Source organism: Deferrisoma palaeochoriense (genome assembly GCF_054656955.1).
In genome coordinates this window covers 17241-39378 of sequence record NZ_BAAHXI010000005.1, presented here as the reverse complement: position 1 = coordinate 39378, position 22138 = coordinate 17241, and the positions used below count along the sequence as shown (strand labels likewise).

The 22138-nt window shown below is 71.2% G+C and carries 21 protein-coding genes; 9 read left to right on the top strand and 12 right to left on the bottom strand.

The genetic code is table 11. The features are described 5' to 3' along the window. The first annotated feature begins 8 nt into the window (after positions 1–8). Both ACYQ8L_RS02640 and ACYQ8L_RS02635 read left to right on the top strand, forming a co-directional pair. Positions 9–1640 (top strand): HEAT repeat domain-containing protein, encoded by a 1632-nt coding sequence (locus tag ACYQ8L_RS02640; protein ID WP_459940212.1) that lies wholly within the window; start codon positions 9–11, stop codon positions 1638–1640. Beyond that, positions 1637–2956, top strand: a complete 1320-nt coding sequence (locus tag ACYQ8L_RS02635; RefSeq protein ID WP_459940211.1) for an HD-GYP domain-containing protein — start codon at positions 1637–1639, stop codon at positions 2954–2956. Before ACYQ8L_RS02640 ends, ACYQ8L_RS02635 begins: the two co-directional genes overlap by 4 nt. On the opposite strand, the gene ACYQ8L_RS02630 is transcribed toward ACYQ8L_RS02635, so the two are convergent. From ACYQ8L_RS02630 to ACYQ8L_RS02595, 8 genes are all read right to left on the bottom strand, one after another. Beyond that, positions 2871–3515 (bottom strand): HEAT repeat domain-containing protein, encoded by a 645-nt coding sequence (locus ACYQ8L_RS02630; RefSeq protein WP_459940210.1) that lies wholly within the window; start codon positions 3513–3515, stop codon positions 2871–2873. The genes ACYQ8L_RS02635 and ACYQ8L_RS02630 overlap by 86 nt on opposite strands. A gap of 2 nt (positions 3516–3517) precedes the next feature. Continuing rightward, positions 3518–4411 carry a tol-pal system protein YbgF gene (gene ybgF / locus ACYQ8L_RS02625; RefSeq protein WP_459940209.1) on the bottom strand — a complete coding sequence of 298 codons (894 nt, stop codon included), beginning with the start codon at positions 4409–4411 and terminating at the stop codon, positions 3518–3520. After that, the gene (pal, locus tag ACYQ8L_RS02620; protein ID WP_459940208.1) at positions 4412–5023 is read right to left on the bottom strand and encodes a peptidoglycan-associated lipoprotein Pal; all 612 of its coding nucleotides are present in this window, start codon (positions 5021–5023) and stop codon (positions 4412–4414) included. A gap of 254 nt (positions 5024–5277) precedes the next feature. Then, on the bottom strand, positions 5278–6600 hold the full coding sequence (gene tolB, locus ACYQ8L_RS02615) for a Tol-Pal system beta propeller repeat protein TolB (RefSeq protein ID WP_459940207.1): 1323 nt from the start codon (positions 6598–6600) through the stop codon (positions 5278–5280). 104 nt (positions 6601–6704) lie between these two features. Beyond that, positions 6705–7874, bottom strand: a complete 1170-nt coding sequence (gene icd, locus ACYQ8L_RS02610) for an NADP-dependent isocitrate dehydrogenase (RefSeq protein ID WP_459940206.1) — start codon at positions 7872–7874, stop codon at positions 6705–6707. Further along, positions 7871–9073: a citrate/2-methylcitrate synthase gene (locus tag ACYQ8L_RS02605; RefSeq protein ID WP_459940205.1), complete on the bottom strand. Its 1203-nt coding sequence runs from the start codon at positions 9071–9073 to the stop codon at positions 7871–7873. The genes icd and ACYQ8L_RS02605 overlap by 4 nt, the downstream gene beginning before the upstream one ends. A gap of 67 nt (positions 9074–9140) precedes the next feature. Beyond that, a complete protein-coding gene (locus tag ACYQ8L_RS02600) occupies positions 9141–9590 on the bottom strand; it encodes a hypothetical protein (protein ID WP_459940204.1) in 450 nt (149 codons plus the stop codon). After that, the gene (locus ACYQ8L_RS02595) at positions 9575–10351 is read right to left on the bottom strand and encodes an enoyl-CoA hydratase (protein ID WP_459940203.1); all 777 of its coding nucleotides are present in this window, start codon (positions 10349–10351) and stop codon (positions 9575–9577) included. Before ACYQ8L_RS02595 ends, ACYQ8L_RS02600 begins: the two co-directional genes overlap by 16 nt. A gap of 132 nt (positions 10352–10483) precedes the next feature. Here ACYQ8L_RS02595 and ACYQ8L_RS02590 point away from each other — a divergent pair, with 132 nt between their 5' ends. Beyond that, complete coding sequence (locus ACYQ8L_RS02590) at positions 10484–11368, top strand: CopD family protein (RefSeq protein WP_459940202.1); 885 nt, start codon at positions 10484–10486, stop codon at positions 11366–11368. A gap of 19 nt (positions 11369–11387) precedes the next feature. On the opposite strand, the gene ACYQ8L_RS02585 is transcribed toward ACYQ8L_RS02590, so the two are convergent. Together ACYQ8L_RS02585 and ACYQ8L_RS02580 are read right to left on the bottom strand one after the other, a co-directional pair. After that, positions 11388–11867 carry an L-2-amino-thiazoline-4-carboxylic acid hydrolase gene (locus tag ACYQ8L_RS02585; RefSeq protein ID WP_459940201.1) on the bottom strand — a complete coding sequence of 160 codons (480 nt, stop codon included), beginning with the start codon at positions 11865–11867 and terminating at the stop codon, positions 11388–11390. Continuing rightward, complete coding sequence (locus ACYQ8L_RS02580) at positions 11864–12694, bottom strand: 50S ribosomal protein L11 methyltransferase (RefSeq protein WP_459940200.1); 831 nt, start codon at positions 12692–12694, stop codon at positions 11864–11866. Before ACYQ8L_RS02580 ends, ACYQ8L_RS02585 begins: the two co-directional genes overlap by 4 nt. 123 nt (positions 12695–12817) lie before the next feature. On the opposite strand from ACYQ8L_RS02580, the gene xth reads away from it, so the two are divergent. The 3 genes from xth (at position 12818) to ACYQ8L_RS02565 (ending at position 15163) form a co-directional block, all read left to right on the top strand. After that, on the top strand, positions 12818–13606 hold the full coding sequence (xth, locus tag ACYQ8L_RS02575; RefSeq protein ID WP_459940199.1) for an exodeoxyribonuclease III: 789 nt from the start codon (positions 12818–12820) through the stop codon (positions 13604–13606). Positions 13607–13802: 196 nt separating this feature from the next. Further along, positions 13803–14831 (top strand): class 1 fructose-bisphosphatase, encoded by a 1029-nt coding sequence (gene fbp / locus ACYQ8L_RS02570; protein ID WP_459940198.1) that lies wholly within the window; start codon positions 13803–13805, stop codon positions 14829–14831. A 155-nt stretch (positions 14832–14986) separates the two neighbouring features. Continuing rightward, complete coding sequence (locus ACYQ8L_RS02565; RefSeq protein WP_459940197.1) at positions 14987–15163, top strand: hypothetical protein; 177 nt, start codon at positions 14987–14989, stop codon at positions 15161–15163. 236 nt (positions 15164–15399) lie between these two features. On the opposite strand, the gene ACYQ8L_RS02560 is transcribed toward ACYQ8L_RS02565, so the two are convergent. Together ACYQ8L_RS02560 and ACYQ8L_RS02555 are read right to left on the bottom strand one after the other, a co-directional pair. Further along, the gene (locus ACYQ8L_RS02560; RefSeq protein ID WP_459940196.1) at positions 15400–16248 is read right to left on the bottom strand and encodes a tRNA1(Val) (adenine(37)-N6)-methyltransferase; all 849 of its coding nucleotides are present in this window, start codon (positions 16246–16248) and stop codon (positions 15400–15402) included. Then, a complete protein-coding gene (locus ACYQ8L_RS02555; RefSeq protein ID WP_459940195.1) occupies positions 16245–16964 on the bottom strand; it encodes an HAD-IA family hydrolase in 720 nt (239 codons plus the stop codon). The genes ACYQ8L_RS02560 and ACYQ8L_RS02555 overlap by 4 nt, the downstream gene beginning before the upstream one ends. Positions 16965–17905: 941 nt before the next feature. Between ACYQ8L_RS02555 and ACYQ8L_RS02550 the strand changes: the two genes are divergently transcribed. The 3 genes from ACYQ8L_RS02550 to cooS are packed head-to-tail and all read left to right on the top strand — an operon-like array spanning position 17906 to position 21739. Then, positions 17906–19180: an NAD(P)/FAD-dependent oxidoreductase gene (locus ACYQ8L_RS02550; RefSeq protein ID WP_459940194.1), complete on the top strand. Its 1275-nt coding sequence runs from the start codon at positions 17906–17908 to the stop codon at positions 19178–19180. A gap of 5 nt (positions 19181–19185) precedes the next feature. Beyond that, the gene (locus ACYQ8L_RS02545; RefSeq protein WP_459940193.1) at positions 19186–19800 is read left to right on the top strand and encodes a 4Fe-4S dicluster domain-containing protein; all 615 of its coding nucleotides are present in this window, start codon (positions 19186–19188) and stop codon (positions 19798–19800) included. A gap of 58 nt (positions 19801–19858) precedes the next feature. Beyond that, positions 19859–21739, top strand: coding sequence for an anaerobic carbon-monoxide dehydrogenase catalytic subunit (gene cooS / locus ACYQ8L_RS02540; RefSeq protein ID WP_459940192.1), 1881 nt, complete (start codon positions 19859–19861; stop codon positions 21737–21739). The last annotated feature ends 399 nt before the right edge of the window (positions 21740–22138 follow it).

The window sequence follows — 22138 nt, the reverse complement described above, 5'->3', positions numbered from 1 at the left end:
CGAACTGCATGGAACCCACTCTCGCCGCCGACAACCGGCTCATCCTTCCCACGGCCAAGATCGAGGCGGCCCTCACGGGCCTCCACCGGGCCGTGACGGCGCGGCAGTTCTACCCCCAGGGCCACCCCCAGCTCGCCGGGATCCTCGACCAGGCGTACCGGGCGTGGCGCGAGGCCGAGGAGGACTACCGCTGGGCCGAACCCGGGCTCGCGTTTCGGGACGGGAAACTCTGGCTCGGCGACGAGCCCGTGGGCGCCCGAAACCCGGCGGTCACGGGCCTGGCGCGGCTGTGGGGCCGGCACGGGCTTCGCGGACTGCGCGCGCTCCGGCCGTGTTCCAGGGATGCCTTCGCCTACCTCGTGGACCTTCTGGCGGCGAGCCCCGACACGCTGGCCCCCCAGGGGGGTCTCGCGACCCTCTGGGCTCGAAGCCCCTACGCCTCCCATCTGGAGATCGCTGCGGCCCAGGCGGTTGCCGCCCCGAAACAGCCCCACCCCCGGAGGCCCAAAGCCTGGGGGGAGGCCCTGCCGCCCGACCGCGTGCCCCAGGCCCTGGCCGACCCGGCCCTCCAGGCGCGGTGGGGGGCGCTCGGCAAACGGGGCCCCCGGGAGAAGCGGGTGTTCGACCTCCTCATGCGGCTCGGCCAGGAAGAGAGCGTGCCGGGGTTTCTGGCGGTCCTCGAGGAGGTGGCCCGGTTCGTGGGCGACTACACCGAGATGCAGCGGTTTCGCGAGGCCTACGACGTGGTCCTTTTCCTCTTCCGGGAGGCCCAGGGCATGGATGCCCTGGGGGACGAGGTCCGGCGCGACTACCTGCTCGACACCATCCGGATGCTCCTCAGGGGGGAGTTTCTCGACTGGCTCATCGGGCGCGTGGCCAGCGAAACCTCCGAGGCCGACGCCGAGGCCGGGGCCTACGTGCTCCGGGCCCTGGGCCGGCATGCCGTGGTACCCCTTGTGAACGCCCTCGTGGCCGAGAAGCGCCGCCTCGGGCGGCGCCGCCTGGTGGAGATCCTGGTGGGCATCGGGGAACCGGTGGTCCCCGTGGCCCTCAAGATGCTCGAGGACCAGCGGTGGTACGTGGTGCGGAACATGGTGACGATCCTGGGCGGCATCGGCACCCCCGAGGCCGTGAAGGGGGTGCTGCGTGCAAGCACCGATCCGGACCCCCGGATCCGGCGCGAGGCCGCCCGGATGCTCGGCCGTTCCCGGTTGCCCGAAGCCGAGGAGCGGATCCGGGAACTCCTTGCCGACCCCGACCCCTCGGTGCGGCTCATGGCCATCTCGGCCGCGGCCGCCCGGCGGTCGGCCGCGATGGCCGACGCCCTCTGGAAACTCTATGACAGCATCCCGGTGCGATCGCCCCAGTGGGACCTCAAGCCGGCGGTGCTGCGGGCCCTGGGCCGGATCGGCCACCGGGAGTCGGTGCCGCGGCTCCTCCGAGTCGTCCGCAAACGCCCCTGGTTTCGGAGGTCCCGCTGGGAGGAGATCCAGGAGGCCGCGATCCAGGCGCTCGGAGATCTGGGCGGCGAGGAGGCGGTGGCGGCCCTGGAGCGGGTGGCCCAGGGGGGGAACCCCCGGCTCCGGGCGGCCGCCCGCCGGGCGCTCGCCGCGGCCCGGGACGGAGGAGCCGCGTCATGACCCAAAAACTCACGCCCGGCCAAGCCGACCGCCTCCTGCGGAGCCTCGTGGGCGCGGCCAAGGCCCAAACCCTTTACCCGCCGGGGCACAAGGCGGTCGTGCGGGCCCTCCGGGCCCTCGACGGGGAACTGGCCGAGGCCCTCGCCCCCGGCGAACCCTTGCTCCTCGCCAAGACCCCTTCCCACCTCCTTTGCGGTGGCGTGTCCTGGCTCCCCGAGGATCCGGTTGCCGGGGATCTGGTCCGGTGGCTCGCGGCCCGGGACGTCGAGGCCGTGGAAATCGGGCCGGGGGCCACCGGGGCGGAGGTGGGGCGGTTCCTCGCCTGGCTCACCGGCTCCGACCCCTCCCCCTGGAGGAGCCCCCACGTGCGGCTGACCAAGGTGGACGAGGGCAGCCCGTGGGAGCGGGGCCGGCGAACCTACTTCGAGGCGCTCGACGCGTTGGAGGTCGCCTACCGGGAGGCCCAGGAGGGGCGGATCCCCGACCCGGAGCGGGCCTGCCGGTGCGTCCAGCAGTTCATGGGCATCCTGGAGGAGGACCCCGCGGTGGCCCAGGGGCTCGCGCTCCTCAAGAGCTACGACCGGTACACCTTCCACCACAGCGTGAACGTGTGCCTGCTGGCCCTCTCCCTGGGGCAGCAGCTGCGGCTCGGCACAGAGGAGACCGAGCGCCTGGGCGTGGGAGCGCTCCTCCACGACATCGGGAAGACCCGCACCCCGGCCGAGATCGTCCGGAAGCCCGGGCACCTGGATCCGACGGAGTGGGCCGCCATGCGGCGCCACCCCGTCTTGGGCCGTCAACTCCTGGAAGCCATGGACGGGCTTCCCCCCGGCGCCGCCCGGCTGGTCTACGAACACCACATGCACCACGACGGCGGCGGGTATCCGGACCGCCCCCCCGGCTACCGGCGGGACCGGTTGAGCCCGATCGTCACGGTGGTGGACGCCTACGACGCCATGACGACCCACCGCCCCTACAGCCGGCCCCTTCCGCTTCCTGAGGCGGTGTCCCAGGTGCAGTGGCTTTCGGGAAAGAACTTCGACCCGGAGGCGGTGGAGGCGTTCCGGAAAGCCATCGGCACGGTGCCGGTAGGGTCGGCGGTTCGGCTCACGACGGGCGAGGTGGGCGTGGTGACCCGTTTGACCGAGGCCGGCGAGGTGGGGGAGGTGTGCGTCGTGGTCGATCCCTCGGGCCGGCCGCTCCCCCCGGGGGAGCAGGCCGTGAGGCCGATCACGGGCCGGGAGGTGGTTCGGTGGGTGGACCCCCTGGTCCACGGGATCCGGGCCCACGAGGTTCTCGCCCGCCTTCGCCGCTGAACCCGATCCGGCCCAGGGCCTCCACGGCCGCGGCCCGTACCGCGGCGTCCGCGTCCGCCGCCAAGGCCACGAGTCGTCCCTCGGCGGCCTGGAACCCCAAGAGCCCCAGCGCCCGGGCCGCGGCCGCCCGCACCGACGGCGACGGGTCGTCGAGCCGCTCGGCCAGGGCCGGGCCCGCCCTCCGGTCCCCCAGGTCCCCCAGGACCTCGGCCGCCCGAACCCGGACGAGGGGCTCCTCGTCGGCCAAGCGCTCCACCACCCGGGGGGTCACCCGCCAGTCCCGGTAGGCCTCCACGACCCGCAGGGCCGCGACCCGCACCCCGGCGTCGCCGTGCCCGAGGGCCCGCACGGCGAACCGGAGCCCCAGCTCGTCGCGCACCCCTTCGAGCGCCCGCAGGAGCGCCACCCAGTCCTCCACCGTCCCGGCGGCCGCCTCCTGAACGGCCTGGGGGAGCCGTTCCAGGAGGTCCAGGCGGTCCAGGGCCCCGGCGGCGGCCCGGCGCACCCCGGGGTCGTCGTCCTGAAGCCGAGCCAGGATGTGACGGCGACGGGGCGTCACCCTCACTCCCCCAGCATCTCCAGCTTCTTCCGGGCGATGGCGGCCTGCTCCGACGAGGGGTGCTCCCGGAGGAGCTTCTTGAGGAGGATGCGGGCGTCCACCGGGTCGCCGATGGCGTCAAAGGCGAAGGCCTGCTTGAGGAGGGCGCTCGGCACCTTGTCGCCCCGGGGGAACTCCTGCACCACCTTGTCGTACGCCAGGATCGCCTTCTCGAACTCCCGCTGGTCGTAGTAGCTCTCGCCGATCCAGAAGTAGGCGTTGTCGGTGAGGTCGCTCTTGGGGTAGAGCTCGATGAAGCGCTGGAACGCCTCCCGGGCCTCCTCGTGCTTCCCCTCCTTATAGAGGGCGTAGGCCCTGTCGTAGAGCTCCTGGGCCGAGACCTGGGGCTTGGGCGGCTCGGGCTTTGCCGCCCCCGGCTTCGGCGGCTCGACCGCCGGGGCCGGCGCAGGGGCCGGCTTGGCGGCGGGGGCCGCCGGGGCGGCCGCGGCCGGCCTCGCCTCCAGCGCGGCCACCCGCTTCCCGAGCTCCTCGAGCCGCCGCTCGAGAGCCTCCAGCCGGCCGGAGGGCAACGCGGGGGCCGGCCGCTTCTCCAGGGCGTCCACGCGGCCGAGCAGGGTCCGGACCTGGGCGTCCAGGGCCTCGACCTGCTGGCCGAGTTCGGCCAGCCGGGGCCCGTAGTCGGGCGCCGCGGGGGCCGCCTCGGTGGCCCGTGCCTCGCTCAGCGCCCGCTCGAGCCTGAGGAACCGCTCCTCCAGGGCGGCGAAACGGGCGTCCTGCCGGGCCACGTCGTCCCGGGTGGGGATCTGCGCGCAGGACACCGCGAGGAGGGCGAGAGCGGGCAGGGCCCCCGCGAGGATCCTGCCCGCGCGACCACCCCGGCCGAAGAGAGCCGGCATCTACCGTTCCACCTCCACGAACTCGGCCCGGCGGTTCTTGGCCCAGGCCTCCTCGTTGTGGCGGGGATCGAGGGGCATCTCCTCGCCGTAGCTCACCACGCTCATGCGGTTGGGGTCTATGCCGAGATCCATCAGGTACTGGAACGCGGCCTTGGCCCGCCGCTCCCCGAGGGCCAGGTTGTACTCCGTGGTCCCCCGTTCGTCGCAATGGCCTTCGATCCGGATGCGGACCCCGGGGTTTTGCTGCAGGTACTCCGCGTTCCGGCGAAGCACCTCCTGGGCGTCGGGCCGGATCACGGCCTTGTCAAAGTCGAAATGGATCCGCTCGAGCCCGGGGGTGGTCTCCCGGGCGAGCCCCGCCCCCTCCACGGGCTTTTCGGGGGCCGGCTCCACCGCGCCGGTTCGCACCGGCGGGGGTTCGGGCGCGGGGGCGGGCTTCGGCGTCTCGCGTACCACCGGCTTCGGTGCGGGAGCGGGCTCCACCGGCGTCACCTTGGCGGCCGGGGCCGCCGTCTCCCCCTCCTGGCGCACCTGCTTCTTGGAGCACCCAGCCACGGCCAGCGCGGCCAGCATCATCCCCACCACAGCCCATCGCAGCGTCGTACGACCCATGTCACGATCCTCCTTTTCGTCGTCCCGCATCATACGGCAGGAAAGCGGCAGACATGCGTGAAAGCCGGAATACTGGGAAGCCTATCCCGGCAAACCGGGCAACCCGACGCCCACTCTAGGTCCTTCCGAACGTCCCGGCCTCGACCGGCTCGTGTCTGCGGACCGCAGCCCGGCCCGGTGGCCGGGAGGCCAACAAGCCACGCGCTGGCAGCCTTCGCGGCGTCGTGGCGTGTTTCAACCTTGCACGGTCGCGGTCACGGCCCCGCCGGGCCCCAGGCCGGCTGCTCGGCCACCTCGCCCCGGGGGGTGATCCGGCGGAACTCCTGGCCGCCGACCCGGAATACGTAGACGGCCTTCTCCCCCTCCCGGTTCGAGGTCACGGCCAGGAACCGCCCGTCGGGCGACCAGGTGGGATCGTAGGTGTCCCAGGCCCCAAACGTCAACTGCCGGACCTCCCGGCCTTGGGGGTCCACGAGATACACCTGGAACCGGCCTCGGTCGTCCTTGCCCGTGTACGCGATCCAGTCCCCCCGGGGGGACCACTCGGGATCCCCGTTGTGGGTGCCCGAGTAGGTAAGCCTGCGCACATCCCCCCCGTCGCGGTTCATCACGAAGATGTGGGGATTCCCCATCCGGTCCGACACGAACACCACCTGCCGGCCGTCGGGCGACCACGACGGCGCCACGTCGATCGCCCGACTGCGGGTGAGCCGGACGAGTCGACGGGTGGCCTTGTCCATGCGGTAGATCTCGGAGTTCCCGTCCTCCGAGAGCGTGAGCAGAATCTCGGTGCCGTCCGGCGAGTCCCGGCCGCCGAGGTCGATGCCCCCCCGCCGCGACACCACCCAGGAGCGCCCGTCCGAAAGATCCAGGAGGTAGAGGTCCGGCTCCCCCAACACGTAGGACGTATAGTAGAGGAATCCGCCGTCCCTCGACCACGACGGGTTCAGATTAAGGGACCCGGTGCGGGTCAGCCGCACGGGGTTCGCCCCGTCCATGTCCACCAGGGCGAGCTCCTTGCCCCGCCCCGCCCCCACCACGTACGCGACCCGGGATCCGAACGGGCCCGGCGTGCCGGTGAACTCCTCGAGCAGGGTGTTGGCGAACCGATGGGCCACGGTCCGCGCCGCCTGGGCCGGCCCCTCGTAGTGCCGGCCCAGGATGAAGCTCCTGCGAAGCACGTCGTAGGCCCACAGGTCCACCGCGAGCCCCGCCTCCCCCGGGGCCACCCGCCCCTTGATCAGGAGTTCCGCCCCCACGGCCAGCCAGTCCGCAAATCCGGCCGCGTCGGGCTGGAGAGGCGCCCTCTGGGGGTCCTCCAGGTAGGCCCGGGGGTCCACCACCTCGAACAGGCCCGCGAACCCGAGGTCCCACCGGAGCACCTCGGCGATCACCCGGTGGGGCTCGCCCGACACCCCGGCCTCCTTGCGCAGGAGGGGCACGGCCACCGGCACGGGCCGAAGCGCCGGGGCGTTGATGTCGATGTACACCTTGGCGCCCGCCGTCGGCGCGGCCACGAGCCAGCCCAAAGCGAGGAAGAGCGCACAGAACCGCGCGCCAGTCGCGTTTCGCGCCACGAGACCCCTAAATTAGAAAAACCTTAGAAATATTGAGCGATTTCAGAGCGCCGGCACCATAGTACAGGGGGGCCGGGAAGTCAAGGCCGGGGCCGGGGATCCCCTCAGGCCGCCTCCGCCGCAACCGCCCGGCCGAACGCGGCCGTGGAAAGCACCTCCGCCCCGTCCACCTGGGCCGCCAGGTCGGGGGTGAACCGCTTGGCCGCGAGCACCCGCTCCACGGCCCCCTCGAGCCGGTCGGCCGCCTCGTCCCAGCCCAGATGGCGCAGCATCATGGCCCCGGACAGGATGAGGCTCCCCGGGTTGGCCTTCCCCTGCCCGGCGATGTCGGGGGCGGTGCCGTGGGTCGCCTCGAACACGGCGTAGTCGTCGCCGATGTTCGCGCCCGGCGCGAGTCCCAATCCGCCCACCAGGGCGGCCGCCGCGTCCGACATGTAGTCGCCGTTCAGGTTCGAGAGGGCGAGCACGGCGTAGCGCTCGGGCCGGAGGATGAGCTCCTGGAACATGGCGTCGGCGATCCGGTCGTTCACCACCACGGTGCCCGGCGGCGGCCCCCCGCCCCCCAACTCGGCCTCCACCACGGTCTTCTCGGCGAACTCCTGGGCGGCCACCTCGTAGCCCCACCGCCGAAACGCCCCTTCGGTGTACTTCATGATATTGCCCTTGTGGACCAGGGTCACCACCCCCCGCCCCCGCTGCAGGGCGTGGCGGATCGCCATCCGCACCAGGCGCTTCGACCCCGTGACGCTCATGGGCTTGATCCCGACCCCCGAGTCCTTCGGGATCTCGCAACCCATCTCGTCGTTCAGGAACCGGATCACCCGCATTGCCTCGGGGGTGCCCTCCTGCCACTCGTACCCGGCGTACACGTCCTCGGTGTTCTCCCGGAAGATCACCACGTTCACCCGTTCCGGGTTCTTGAGGGGCGAGGGGACGCCGGGGAAATACCGCACGGGGCGCACGCAGGCGTAGAGATCCAGGATCTTCCGCAGGGCCACGTTAAGGCTCCGGATCCCGCCCCCCACCGGGGTCTCCAGGGGGCCCTTGAGGGCCACCCGGGCCCGCCGGATGGCATCGAGGGTGGCCTCGGGCAAGGGGGACCCGGTTTCGGCCAGGGCCCGCTTCCCGGCCGCGGCCTCGGTCCACCGGATGGACCGGGCCCCGCCGTACGCGCCCTGGACGGCCGCCTCGATCGCCTCGATCGCCGCCGGCATCACCTCGGGGCCGATCCCGTCGCCCGGGATGTAGACCACCTCGGGACGTTCGGCCGTCATGCGCCCCTCTCCCGCGCCTCCAGGGGCTCGTAGACACACCCCTGGGGCCCGCAGTACTCGCCCACGTACTCGGCCTTGGGCCGGTAGAGCGCGGGTTTTTCCTGGGCCTCGGCGAACTTCTCCTCGATCACGTGGGCCGCCCAGCCGGCCACCCGGCCCAGGGCGAACACCGGGGTGAACAGGTCGGGCTCGATCCCCATCTGGTAGTACACCGGGGCCGAGTAGAAATCCACGTTGGGATAGATCTCAGTTCCTTTGCGTGCCCGGAACTCCCGCTGGGTCACTTCGCGAACCCGTTCCGCGATGTCGAGCCAGTGGCGGTCTCCGGTGCGCTCGGCCAGCGCCAGGGCCATCTCCTTGAGGATCCGGGCCCGGGGATCGAGGGTCTTGTACACGGCATGGCCCATGCCCATGATCCGCTCCCCGGCGTCGAGCCGCGCCTTGACGTAGGCTTCGGCGGCCTCCACCGACCCGATCTCCCGGAGCATCGCCATGACCCGGGTGTTCGCCCCGCCGTGGAGCTCCCCCGAGAGCGCCCCCACGGCCGCCCCCACGGCGGCGTACAGGTGGGCCCGGGTACTCGCCACCTCCCGGGCGGCGAACGTGCTGGCGTTGAAGGTGTGGTCGGCGTGCAGGAGCAGGCACACGTCGAAGAGCCGGGCCGTCTCCGGGTCGGGGACCTTGCCCGTGAGCTGGTAGAGGAAGTGGGCGGCATGGCCCAGGTCGTCCCGGGGTTCGGGAACGGGCTCGCCCTTCCGGATCCGGTCCCAGGCGGCCACCACCCCGGGCAGCCGGGCCGCAAGGCGCTCGGCCTGGGCCTGGACCGCCTCCTTCGTCGTTTCGCCGAGGTCGGGATCGTGGTCCGTCAGAAACGCCACCGCCCCCTGCAGGACGTCCATGGGCGAGGCCGACGTCGGCCGGAGCCGCAGGCTCTCGACCACCCCAGCCGGCACCTCCCGGGCGGCCCGAAGCCGGGCGCAGAACGCCTCGAGCTCCGCCTTGGAGGGCAGGTGGCCGTGGATCAGGAGATGGGCCACCTCCTCGTAGGTGCTGTACCGGGCCAGGTCCTCGATCCGGTAGCCGCGGTAGATCAGAACGCCCTCGTTCCCGTCGATAAAGCTCACCTTCGTGTCGGCCACGGTGATGCCCCGCAGCCCAACATTTTTGACCCGCGGGTAGCAGACTTGCTCGGTCGCCATGAACGTCGCCTCCGTACGGCAGGGTGGGAAACGTCTCCGTTCCAACCTACCCGCCGTCCGGCCGGTGTCAAAGCCGCCGGGCCCCGGCCCAGAACTCCCGACTCGCCCAGAGGAGCCCGGTGCCCACGGCCAGGTACACGAACCCCAGGAGGCCCCGGGGCACGGGGCTGCGGCGGAGCACGGCCCCGAGCGCCATCATGGCAACCACGAACATCCACGACCGCCACGACAGGAACCCTCCCAGGCACCGCCCGTCCCCCCGGGCCCGGATTCGGGCGAGCGCTTTACGGGCCGTGGGCTCCAGGGCCATCCGGGCTTTCGCGACCCCCACGGCCACCGCCGCAAGCCCCGAGCCCCACCCCCACACCCCGAGCCCCCCGGCCGTCCACACGATCCCGGCCGCCGCAAGCCCCAGGCCGACGAGGGTCCAGAGCACCGCGGCCGCCAGGGCGTGGGTCCGGGCCCGGGCGGCCGGCTTCCATCGCTCCCAGGCCGAACAGGTCACCGGCCCTGCCACTTGGGCGCCCGCTTCTCGAGAAACGCGCACATTCCCTCCTGGGCGTCCGCGGCCATGGCGTTGAGGCTCATGACCTCCTTGGCGTAGGCGTAGGCCTGGGGCTGGGGCATGTCGATCTGCTGGTAGAAGGCCTGCTTCCCCAGCCCCACGGTGAGCGGGCTCGCGGCCGCCACCTTCCGGGCCAGGGCGAGGGTCTCTTCGGCCAGGCGGTCGGCCGGCACCACCCGGTTCACGAGCCCGAACACCCGGGCCTCGGCCGCGTCGAGGAACTCCCCGGTCAGGAGCATCTCGAGGGCCTTCTTGCGGCCGACGGCCCGGCTCAGGGCCACCATCGGGGTGGAGCAGAAAAGCCCGATCTTCACCCCCGGCGTCGCGAACCGGGCCCCCTCCTCGGCCACGGCCAGGTCGCAGGTGGCCACGAGCTGGCACCCCGCCGCGGTGGCCACCCCGTGCACCTGGGCGATCACGGGCTGGGGAATCGACTGGATCCGGTGCATCATCCGGGTGCAGGTGTCGAAGATCTCCCGGTAGGCGACCACGTCCCGGCCGGTCATCTCGGAGAGGTCGTGACCGGCGCAGAAGTGCTTGCCCGCCCCCCGGATCACCACGGCGCCCACCTCCCGGTCGGCGGCGATGGCCTCCAGCGCGTGGAGCACCTCGTTCATGAGCGCCAGGCTCAGGGCGTTGATCTGCTTGGGCCGGTTCAGGGTCAGGATCGCCACGGGGCCGTCTCGCTCGAGCAGGATGTTTTGATACGTCATCGGGTTTCCTCCTTGCGTGTTCCGGGTACGGGGGCAGCCCGGCGCCCACTTGCCGCAGCCGCCGCAAGATGATACCAAGCCGGGAAGGTTCGCAAGCGGGGCCCTCCCCCAGGCCAGAAGGAGACCACTCCGATGCCGAGACCCGCTTGGTTAGCCACCCTCGCGGTCGCGCTCCTTCTCTGTTCGGCGGCCGTTTCCTCGGCCACCGAGGAGTACGCGGAGCGCACGGGCCAGGACTGCGCCCTGTGCCACCGCGACCCCGGGGGCGGCGGGCCCCTCACCCCGACCGGCGAGGCCTTTTCGGCCGGGGGGTACCGGTGGCCGATCCCCGGGGAGGTGAAGCGCTCGGCCTGGTCCGGCCCGGTCAAGGTCCTTCGGTTCGTCCTGGGATTCGTCCACCTGACCACGGCGGTGGTGTGGTTCGGGACGATCTTCTATGTGCACCTGATCCTAAGGCCCCGGTACGCCCTGGGCGGGCTGCCCAAGGCCGAGATGCGGCTGGCCTGGATCTCCATGGCGCTTTTGGCGGCCACGGGCGTGCCGTTGACGAAGATGCGGTTTCACCACCCCGCGGCTTTGCTGGCCTCCCACTCCGGCCGGCTCCTGCTCGTCAAGATCGGGCTTTTCCTGTTCCTCGTCGTCTCCGCAGCCTTCGTGACCCTGGTGCTGAGCCCCCGGCTCAAACGGCTCCAGGGCGCCTGGCAGAAAAACGACGGCCAGGAAGGCCGGCCGGCCTGGGTGCGGGTGGGCGACCGGATCTACGACCTCACCCGAAGCCCCCGGTGGGCCGACGGCGTCCACGTGCGTCGACACCGGGCCGGCCAGGATCTCACCGAGGCCCTCACCCACGCGCCCCACGGCCCGGAAAAGCTCGAAGGGTTCCCTTCGTGGCCCGCCCTCGAGGAGGGAGACGAGGGGCGGCATCCCGCGAAGCGGGTGTTCCTCGTGCTGTCCTACGTGAACCTCGTCGTGGCCCTGGGGGTCCTGGTGGTTCTCGGCCTCTGGCGATGGGGCTGATCCGGGGCGGCCAACGGCGCTACGCCGAGCAACCCCACAGGAACTGAAACCGGCAGGCCCCGTGGCCCTCCACGATCGTTCCCTCCCGCTCCATCCGGAGCCCGGGATGGTACCCCCGGACGAAGGCCGCGTCCCGGGAACATGAGAGGGTGTGGGCGAGGGTTTCGGAAAGTCCCATCGAGCGGTAGAGCTCGGCGTAAGCGCACCGGGTCACCCGGAACGAGAGCTCCCGCTCCCCGAGGCGAAAATCCTCGATCTCGAGGGCGTTCCCTTCCCGCCACCGGTCCACGACCGTGGCGAAGTGGGAAAGGCACGGCCCTTCGGTGGCCGAGGCCGCGAACTCCCGGCCGGCCGCCTCGGCCGCGCCCTCCACCGCCGAACGGATCACGGCCAGGGCCTTCTCCGGGCCCACCTGGGGGCAGAGCACCCGGTACACCCGCGCGAGCATCTCCGCCTCGATCCGCCGTCGCGGCAGGAGCGGGATCACCTGGGCGGTCACGGTTCCTCCTCCCCGCTCGCCACCACCAGGGCGACCCACCCGTCTTCCTCCCGGCGCTCCTCCAACGGGAGCCCCAAGGCGGTGGCCACCCCGTCCGCCTCCTCCGCCTGAAACCCGCTCACCACGAGCCGGCCGGCCGGGGCCAGGAACCGGCGCAGGTCCGGCGCGAGGGTTCGCAACTGGGAAGCCACGATGTTCGCGAGCACCAACGGGTACCGGCCCCGGAGCAGATCCGGGGACAGCAGAAGGGGCCGCACCCGATCCTCGAGACCGTTCAGCCGGGCGTTTCTCCGGCACGCCGCGAACCCGAAGGGGTCGATGTCGAGAGCGATCACCTCCCCGGCGCCCCAGACCGCGGCGGCAAGGGCCAGAACCCCCGTGCCCGTGCCCACGTCGAGGACCCGCTCGGGCAACCGGCCGGCCCCGGCGAGTTCCCGGAGCAGCCGCAGGCAAAGCCGGGTGGTCGGGTGGTCCCCGGCGCCGAACGCCATGCCCGGGTCGATCCGGAGCACCGTCCCCTCGGCCTCGTCCGGGGGCTCCGTCCAGGCCGGGACCAGCCATATCCCCTGTTCCACGGGCACCGCGCGCAGGGTCTGACGCCAGTACGGCGTCCAGTTCTCCTCCTCCAGATCCTCCCCCTCGCTCGGGACGGGCGCGCCCTCGCGGACCTCCCAAAAGACGCGGAGAAATCGCCGGCCAGGAATCCCGCTCCCCCAGGACGTCACGGCCCCGGTCGCACCGCCCTCCCGGGCCGCCGCCCACAGCCCCTCCGCCTCCCCCGGCTCGGCCGGGATCTCCTGCACCTTCCAGCGCGTTCGCGTGAGCATGGGTTGGCAGTATAGGGGTCCGGTCCGCTCCGCGCCAGGCGGAGGTTCCCTCCTTGGCACGGGAGCCCCGGTTTGCTATTGAAGCACCGGGTCTACCGTCGCCTGCTCATCCCGGAGACCGCCTTGGTCCTTGCCACCTGGAACGTCAACTCGCTGCGGGCCCGGCTCGAACACGTGCTCCGGTACTGGGATCGGCGCCGCCCCGACGTCCTGTGCCTGCAGGAGATCAAGGTGGAGGACGACGCCTTCCCCCGCGAACCGTTCGAGGAGCGGGGGATCCGGGTGGCGGTCGCCGGCCAGAAGGGCTACCACGGGGTTGCCGTGCTGTCCCGGCTGCCACTGGCCGATCCCGTGGTGGGGTTTCCCCACCTTTCGGACGATCACCCCCTGAACCGGGAGCGGAGGCTCCTCGCGGTGACCGTGGAGGGCCTCCGGGTGATCTCGGTGTACGCGCCCAACGGCGAGGCGGTGGGGTCCGAAAAATTCGGCTACAAGCTCGCCTTTTTCGAGGCCTTGCGGGAGTATCTGGACCGGGAGTTCACCCCGGGGGACGAACTCGTGCTGGCGGGGGATTTCAACGTGGCCCCCGAACCCCAGGACGTTTACGATCCGGCGAGTTGGGAGGGCCGGGTGCTGTTCTCCCAACCGGAACGAGAGGCCCTCCGCCGGTTGAGGGAGTTTGGGCTGGAGGACTGCCTGCGCCGACTCCACCCCGGGGAGGAGATGTACACCTGGTGGGACTACCGGGGCGGCGCCTTCTGGAAGAACCAGGGCCTGAGGATCGACCACGTGCTCGCGACCCCGCCGGTGGCGGACCGGTGCACCCAGGCCGGGGTGGACCTTTCGCCCCGGCGGTGGAAGCGCCCCTCGGACCACGCCCCGGTGTGGGTGGCGTTCGGGGAGGGGGCCTAGCGGTTACCGGTCCCCCCGGTGGATCGCCCTGCAGGGGATCCACCACGGAGGACACGGAGATCACGGAGGCGGCAGGGGTCAGAGGGCTTTTTTCCCAGGAGGCCGGGAACGGGCCGGAACAGCGGATGGTTCGCCTCCCGGCTTCCCAACCCTCCTAGCTTTCCAGCGTTTCAGCCTTTCCACGGGAGGAACGAGCATGGACGGACGGGGACTCGGCATCACGCTCACGCGGCACATCTGGGAGGAACAGCAGGTTCACCCGGAGGCAACGGGCGAGTTCAGCGACATCCTGAACCAGATCGCCTGGGCCGCCAAGGTGATCTCCCGGGAGGTGAACAAGGCCGGACTCGTGGACATCCTGGGGTACACCGGCGACCGGAACGTGCAGGGGGAGGAGGTCTTGAAGCTCGACCGGTACGCCAACGAGGTCTGGATGTCGGTGCTCCGCAACAGCGGGCACTTCTGCATCCTGGCGAGCGAGGAACTGGCCGAACCGGTGGTGTTCCCGCCGAAGTGGCGAAAGGCCAAGTACGCCATCGCCCTCGACCCCCTGGACGGGTCGTCGAACATCGATGTGAACGTGAGCATCGGGTCGATTTTCGCGATCCACCGACGGGTGTCCGAGGGCGACGAGGGAACGCCCGACGACCTCCTGCAACCGGGCCGCCGGCTCGCGGCCGCGGGGTACGTGGTGTACGGGAGTTCCACCATGCTCGTGCTGAGCACCGGGAACGGCGTGCACGGGTTCACCCTCGACCCCTCCGTGGGCGAGTTTCTGAAGAGCCACCCGGACATCCGGATCCCGGCCCGGGGCAAGACCTACTCGGTGAACGAGGGGAACTTCCCCTACTGGTCGGAGGGGGTGCGGCGGTTTGTGTCGTACATGAAGGAAAAGGACTCGGCCTCCGGCCGGCCCTACGGCGCCCGGTACATCGGGTCGATGGTGGCCGACATGCACCGGACGCTTCTCAAGGGCGGAATCTTCATGTACCCGGCCGACTCCAAGGACCCCCGCAAACCCCACGGCAAGCTCCGGCTCCTCTACGAGTGCGCCCCGATGGCGTTCCTGTGCGAGCAGGCCGGCGGTGCCGCGAGCACCGGAACGGGTCCGGTGCTGGACGTCGTGCCGGAATCGCTCCACCAGAGGGTTCCCTTCTTCGCCGGTTCGGTGGAGAACGTACGGGAGGCAGAGCGGTTCATCGCGGAACACGACACCCCGCGTTGAGCCGCCCCGTTTGCGAAACCCCGGCGCCCCCGCTTCGGCGGGGGCGCTGTTTTTCTGGCCCCCCAGGGTTGACAACCATTTTGGTTGGATCTATTCTTCCTGTTCGTGAAAAGGAGCACTACCACACCTACTCCCCGACACGGAGGTGAAACACCATGACTCGGGAGTACACCACCTACCTGGCGGAGAAATTTCTCCGCGACTACCGCCTCTACCCCGTCGAGAAGCGCCTGGCCTTCGACGCCTGGGCCGACCGCCAGGGGTTCGACCCCGACACGAAGCGCAGGCTTTGGAGGGAGATCAAGTCGATCTCGCGACGGAAGGCGGCCTGACCCTTCCCGGAGAAGGGCATCCTGGGGGAAGCATCCGTTGCCGCCGTTGGCGGCTTTCGTTTTTTCGGGGGTCGGAAGAGGGGAAGGGCCGGGCACTTCGGTCCACGGTCGGCGGTCCGCCGTCTCCGTGTCAGGGGCCAGAATTCAGAGGTCAGGGGTCCGAGAATCCCTGTCCTCCGTCGTCTGTCCTCTGGCTCCTGACACGGTCTCCGGTCCCTTGCAGGCTCCTGCGGGCCCTAGCGTGACCGTGGGGAATATGCCGGGAACCCCATCTCCCGGCGGACCGCCCGGTACTCCTCGGTCCAGGTGCCGTCGGCCGCCCTGACGGTGAGGGGCCGCTCCTCCTCCACCACCAGCCTGTCGGATCGTGATGCACAGAACAAGCTGATCAGACTTTCCCGGCCCTCCCGGAACACCACGGGCCGAACCGCAATCCGGCCCAGGCCGGCGACCTCGGCCGCTCGGAGGTTTCCGTCCCGGTACCGGGTGGCATGAACCCACACGAACAGCCCGCCCTCCCCAAGCCTCTCCGCCGCCACTCGGGCGTAGCCCTCGATACCGCCCCGGTCCTCAAACCGGCACGGCCCCCGCTGGGGCAGGAAACTCCGGGTCCCCTCCCCGGGCTCTAGATAAGGCGGGCTCCCGGTGACCAGGTCGAACCGCTCGCCGGCCCCGAAGGCGTCCGGGTCCCGAAAATCCCGATGCCGGATCTCCACCCGGTCGGCCACCCCGTTATACCGGGCGGTGCGCCTCGCGAGCCCCGCGCTCACGGCCTGGGCCTCCACGCCCACGAGGCTCGCCTCCGGAAACCGCCACAGCACCATCAGCCCCACGGAGCCGATGCCGCACCCCAGGTCCAGGAGGCGCCGTGGGACGCGCCCGACCCGCCGGCACCAGGCCACGGCGTACCAGGCCGTCAGCAGGTCGTCGGTGGAGTACCGGTGTCCCCGGCGCAACTGGAAGATCTTCCAGTGCCCCGAGAGGCAGTCCAGGGTCTCCCCCGGCGCGGGCCGGAGCTCTGGGTCCCCCCGGTCCCCCGGGGGCACGGGGCCGGGTGGGACCCAACCGGGGGGCCGCTGCCTCACGGTTGCCCTCCGTTGAGCCAACCCCAAATCTCCCGGAGATCCCGCACCACCGGGCGGTGCCCCGGAGCCGTGCCGTCCCGGTCCACCAACGCCGCCCGGAGACCCGCCCGCTGCGCACCCAGGAGGTCCTCCCGGACGAGGTCGCCCACGTGGAGGATCCGCCCGGGGGGCAGACCCAGGCGCCTCGCCGCCCCGTGGAAGATCTCCGGATCCGGCTTTTCCGCCCCCACCTCTGCCGACACGACCACGAACCGAAACCGGTCCAGGAGACCCAGCCCGGCCAGGATCTCCCGCAGCCGGCTGTCCCAGTTGGAGACCACCACCGCGGGAATCCCGAACTCGTCCAGCCGGGCGAGGCACGGTAGCACGTCGGGGAACACCTCCCACGGCTCCGGCCGGGCGAAGGCGTCGTACAGGTGGTCGAAGATCTCTTCGAACCGGTCCTGGACCGCGGGCCAGAGTCCCTCGGCCCGGAACACCTCGGCCACGAGCCCCCTCCAGAAGGCCCGCTCCCGTTCCGGCGTGTGGGGCCGGGACACCGCGGGCAGAAACTCGGCCCGGCGCTGCTCAAACACCTGCCGGAACCTGCGGTCGAGGGCCCAGCCATCGGCCTCGACCCCGTGGCGCCGGGCCGCCTCGGCGTAGACCTCCCCCACCGACGTGCGGGGCCGGATGAGCGTGTTTCCCGCGTCGAACGAAACCGCCTCGATGGTCATGCGCTCCTTCATGGAAGCTCTCGTAGGCCGCGGGGCGGCCAGCCCGCAAGAACAATAACTCCTCGCTTTCAGCCACAGGTGAATCGCCGCGGCCTGGGCCAAAGGACTGGAGACCGCCGACGAGCAACCGCGGACCGAGGCTACCTGGAAGCTACCCGAGGCCCCTTTGGGGCCCTCTACGCAGGACAGTAACGCCGAAGTCAAGGGTTAGCGTGGGACCGGCGCCCGTGTCAGGGGTCAGTGGACAGACGACGGAGGACAGGGGGTTCTCTGACCTCTGACTTCTGAATTCTGGCCCCTGATACGGCAGCCGCTCCCACAGGTTGGCCGACGCGATGGCGCCGGAGCCCCGAATGTTCTTAGCCGCCTAGCTGCCAAGCAGCCCAGCCGCCTACCCGAAGTTACTTGTAGGGCGGGAACGGGAGGAGGCCCTTTCGTCTTGGCCCCGCCGCTTTCCCGGGCCCTCGGCGGCGGGAACCGGCGCCCAGGCTTTTGTCACGCCTCACACCGTCTCCTCCGTGCCCTCCGTGTCCTCCGTGGTTCCCCCAACCCGTCGGACATCGACAAAATGGGGCACTAAGACCAACGGAAGTATTGTCAGCTCCCCGTCGTCGCTACGGAAACCCGCGGGTGGGGGGCTGGTGGAGAGGCGGGTGCGGCCCCTTACCCCGCCGCGCCATCACCACGCCAGGATCGCTTGGGAAGATCCGGAACGTCCGCCACCGTCGCCCCGCCCTGCCGCGCCGACAATGGCATGGAAAGGCGCGGCGATCGGGTGCCGCACTCGCGCCCGGCCGGAACCAGTCCCCCACCCGCCCCCGGCAATACTCTTGGAGGTATCAAGATGTAACCCCGCGGCCCCCGCGAACCCTTGTCGAACGGGGTTTCGCCTGCTAGGTTTGGCCCGTTTCCAGCGTACCACGACGATCGGGGGACAAACCATGCGCTACGTCATCGTGGGAGCGAGCGCCGCGGGGCTCGCGGCGGCCGAGGCGATCTGCTCGGTGGACCCCGCGGCCGAGATCACCCTCCTCACCGAGGAACCCCACCCCCCTTACTGCCGGCCCCTCATCTCCTACGTGCTGGCCGGCGAGGCGCCGGAAACCCTCTACCCCCTGCCCCTTTCCTCCGACGGGCGAATCCGCATCCGGACCGGGGCGAAGGCCGTCGGCCTCGACCCGGTGGATCGGACCGTGCGCCTCGCTTCCGGAGAAGGCCTAGCCTATGACCGGCTCCTCTTCGCCACCGGCGCGGCCTCGAAGCCGCTGGGGATCGCCGGGGAGGACGCCCCGAACGTCTTCGGGTTCCGCACCCGGGCCGACGCCGAGGCGATCGACCGTGAAATCGCCGGGGGTGCCCAACGCGCCGCGGTGCTCGGGGGAGGGCTCGTGGGGGTGAAGGCGGCCCACGCGCTCGCCCGCCGCGGCCTGGAGGTGACGTTGTGCATCGGTTCCGGGGCGCCCCTGTCCCAGGTGGTGAACCCGGAGGCCGGCAGGCGGATGGCCGAGGCCCTCGAGGCCGAGGGGATCCGGGTCCGCACCGGGCTCCGGCCCGCCGAGATCGTGCGGGAGGAAGGCCGGGCCACCGCGGTGGGGTTCGAGGGCGGTGAGGTGCTGCCCTGCGACCTCGTGATCCGGGGAAAGGGGGTGGAGCCCCGAGGGGAACTTTTGGGGGCCGCTGGCGTGGATGCCTGGCAAGGCATCCCGGTGGACGAGGGGCTTCGCACCCCCCTTCCGAACGTGTGGGCCGCCGGCGACGCGATCCGGGCGTACGACGTGGCCTGGGGCGAACCCCGGCTCAACGCCATCTGGCCCGCCGCCGTGGAGCAGGGCACGGCGGCCGGCCGGAACATGGCCGGGTGCGACGAGGCCTACCCCGGAAGCCTCGCCCGGAACTCGGTGAAGATCGGCCCCTGGCACCTGGTGAGCGCTGGCATCACCCGGCCGCCCGAGGGCCCCTTCGAGGTGCGGGAGGCCGAGGACCCGAAGGGCGGGTACCGCCGGGTGGTGCTCCGGGACGGGCGGCTCGTGGGGTTCGTGGCCTGGGGCCCGGACGGGTCGGCCCCGCCGAGCCGGGCCGGCATCGTGATCGCGGCCATCCGGCGGGGCGCCTCCCTGGCGGAACTCCCTTTCGACCCCCTTTTCGACCGCATCGGGTGGGGCGGGTTCGCGTTCCCCCTTGCCCCTCCGCCGTTTCCATCCATCCACGGGAGGTAGCGAGCATGAAGACCGTCGTGGTCCATCCCGACCGGTGCGTGGGCTGCATGCAGTGCCAGACGGCCTGCGCCGTGGCCCACTCCCGAACCCAAACCCTCTACGGCGCCGTGTTCGAGACGCCGAGACCCGCGCCGCGGATTCACGTGGGCCCCGGCCCGGGCACCCTGGCCTTCCCCAACAAGTGCCGCCACTGCGATCCGGCCCCCTGCGTGCAGGCCTGCATGCCGGCGGCGCTGCGGCGCGACGGGCCCACCGGGGCCGTGGTGGTGGACCCCTCCCGGTGCATCAACTGCGGGATGTGCGCCATGGCGTGCCCGTTCGGGGTCATCCGGTACCGGGAGGATCACCGCGTGCCCGGCCGCACCGTGGCCGTCAAATGCGACAACTGCGTGGAGCGTCAGAAGCGCGGCCTCGTCCCGGCCTGCGTGGAGACGTGCCTCGTTGGGGCCCTGGAGTTCGGTGACCCCAACGAGATCCTGCGCGCCGAGTCCCGCCGGCTGGCGCGGGAGGTGAGCCTGGGGCTCAGGGCCGCGGCCGAGGTCCCGCCGCGGCGGCCCCCCGCCGTGGAACTGTGGCGCACCCTGGGCGAGGCCGCCGAGGCCGTGGGCCCCGGGGCCTGAGGTTCCCCGTCGTCCCGTCTGCTCGAACCCGCATTCCCACCGAATGGAGGGAGAACCGATGGCCGTGAAAATCGAGGAAGTCCGAGAACTCACCGTGACCCAGGACGCCCCGAGCGTCATCGAGAAGGCCCGCCTGGAGGGCATCGAGACCGTGTGGGACCGCCACGAGGCCCAGAAGCCCCGGTGCGGGTACTGCGACCTCGGCCTGTCGTGCCGGATCTGCGCCATGGGGCCGTGCCGGATCGACCCCTTCGGCGAAGGCCCCCAGCAGGGGGTGTGCGGCGCCGACGCCGACATCATGGTGGCCCGCAACCTCGGCCGGATGATCGCGGCCGGGTCGGCCAGCCACTCTGACCACGGCCGAGACCTCGTGGAGACGCTCCTGGCCGTGGGGGAGGGCCGCGCCCCCGGCTACGCCATCGACGACGAGGGGAAACTCCGGGCCCTGGCCGCCGAGTACGGGATCGCCACCGACGGCAAGGACGCCCTCGCGCTGGCCCGGGAGCTCGCCGAGGAGATGCTCGAGGAGTTCGGGATGAAGAAGGGCCGGCTCCAGTTCGTGAACCGGATGCCGGCCTCGCGGGTGGCCGTGTGGGAGAAGCTCGGCATCCTCCCCCGGGGCATCGACCGGGAGGTCACCGAGATGATGCACCGCACCCACATGGGGGTGGACAACGACTACGTGAACATCCTGCTCCACGGGTTCCGCACGGCCCTGGCCGACGGCCTCGGGGGCTCCATGATCGGCACCGAGCTCTCCGACGTCCTGTTTGGGGTGCCCAAGCCCACCACCTCCTGGGCGAACCTGGGGGTGATCCGGGCCGACCAGGTGAACATCCTGCTCCACGGCCACAACCCGGTGGTGTCCGAGATGGTGGCCCGGGCGGCCGAGGACCCCGCGCTCGTGGCCCGGGCGAAGGAACTCGGCGCCCAGGGCATCAACCTGGTGGGGCTATGCTGCACCGGCAACGAACTTCTGATGCGCCGGGGCATCCCCATGGCCGGGAACCACCTCATGACCGAGCTCGTGCTCGTCACCGGGGCCGTGGACATGATGATCGTGGACTACCAGTGCATCATGCCGGCGCTGACCCGCACGGCCCAGTGCTATCACACCAAGTTCGTGTCCACGAGCCCCAAAGCCAAGTTCCCCGGGGCCGAGCACCGGGAGTTCAACCCGGAGAACGCCGAGGCCCTCGCGCGGGAGGTGGTGCGCGAGGCCGTGGAGAATTTCCGAAACCGCAAACCCGGCGCCGTCTCGATCCCGGCGGAGCCGGTGAGCCAGATGTCGGGGTTCAGCGTGGAGGCGGTGCTCGAGGCCCTGGGCGGCACCCCGAAGCCCCTCGTGGACGCGATCGCGGCCGGCAAGATCCGGGGCGCCGTGGGGGTGGTGGGGTGCAACAATCCCAAGGTCAAGCACGACCAGGGCCACGTGGAGCTCACCCGACGGCTCATCGCCAACGACATCCTGGTGCTCGACACCGGGTGCGCCGCCGTGGCCAACGCCAAGGCCGGGTTCAAGGTGCCGGAAGCGGCCGACCTGGCCGGCCCCGGGCTCCGGGAGGTGTGCAAAGCCCTGGGCATCCCGCCGGTGCTCCACGTGGGCTCGTGCGTGGACAACACCCGGATCCTACACCTGGCCGGCGCCCTGGCGAACACCCTCGGCGTGGATACGGCCAAACTGCCGCTGGCCGGCGCCGCGCCCGAGTGGTACTCGGAAAAGGCGGTGGCCATCGCCTTCTACGTGGTGGCGGCCGGGATCACCACGTTCCTCGGGGTGGTGCCCCCGATCCTGGGCTCCCCCAACATCGTAAAACTCGCCACCGAGGGCCTGGAGGACGTGATCGGGGCCCGGTTCGTGGTGGAGCCCGACCCGGCGAAATGCGCCGAGGCCATCACGGCCCACATCGAGGCGAAGCGAACGGGCCTCGGGATCTGATCCCGGGAGCCCGCTTCCCGAAGCGACGGCGACGGAAACGGGCCGGAGGGGAAGATCCCTCTCCGGCCCGTTTTGCGCTTCCCCCACCGAGCCCCAACCGTTCTCGCCGATGATCCTTGCAAATCAGGAAACCTCTCTCCCAATTTGCAAGCATAATTCTACCAACGCCAACGGAAGCATTGTCAGGGCCCCGTTCTTGCCACGGAAACCAGCGGGTGGGGGCTAGTGGAAAGCCGGGTGTGGCCCCTCAAGTGACCGCGGCCCACCAGGCTTGCATGGCTTTGGAAGATCCCGAACTTCCGCCACTGGTGCCCCGGACTGGCGGCGGCGTGCGAAGGCGCGGCGAAAAGGGGTGGCGCACTCGCGCCTGGAGGGAACCGGCCACCACCCGGCGCCGGC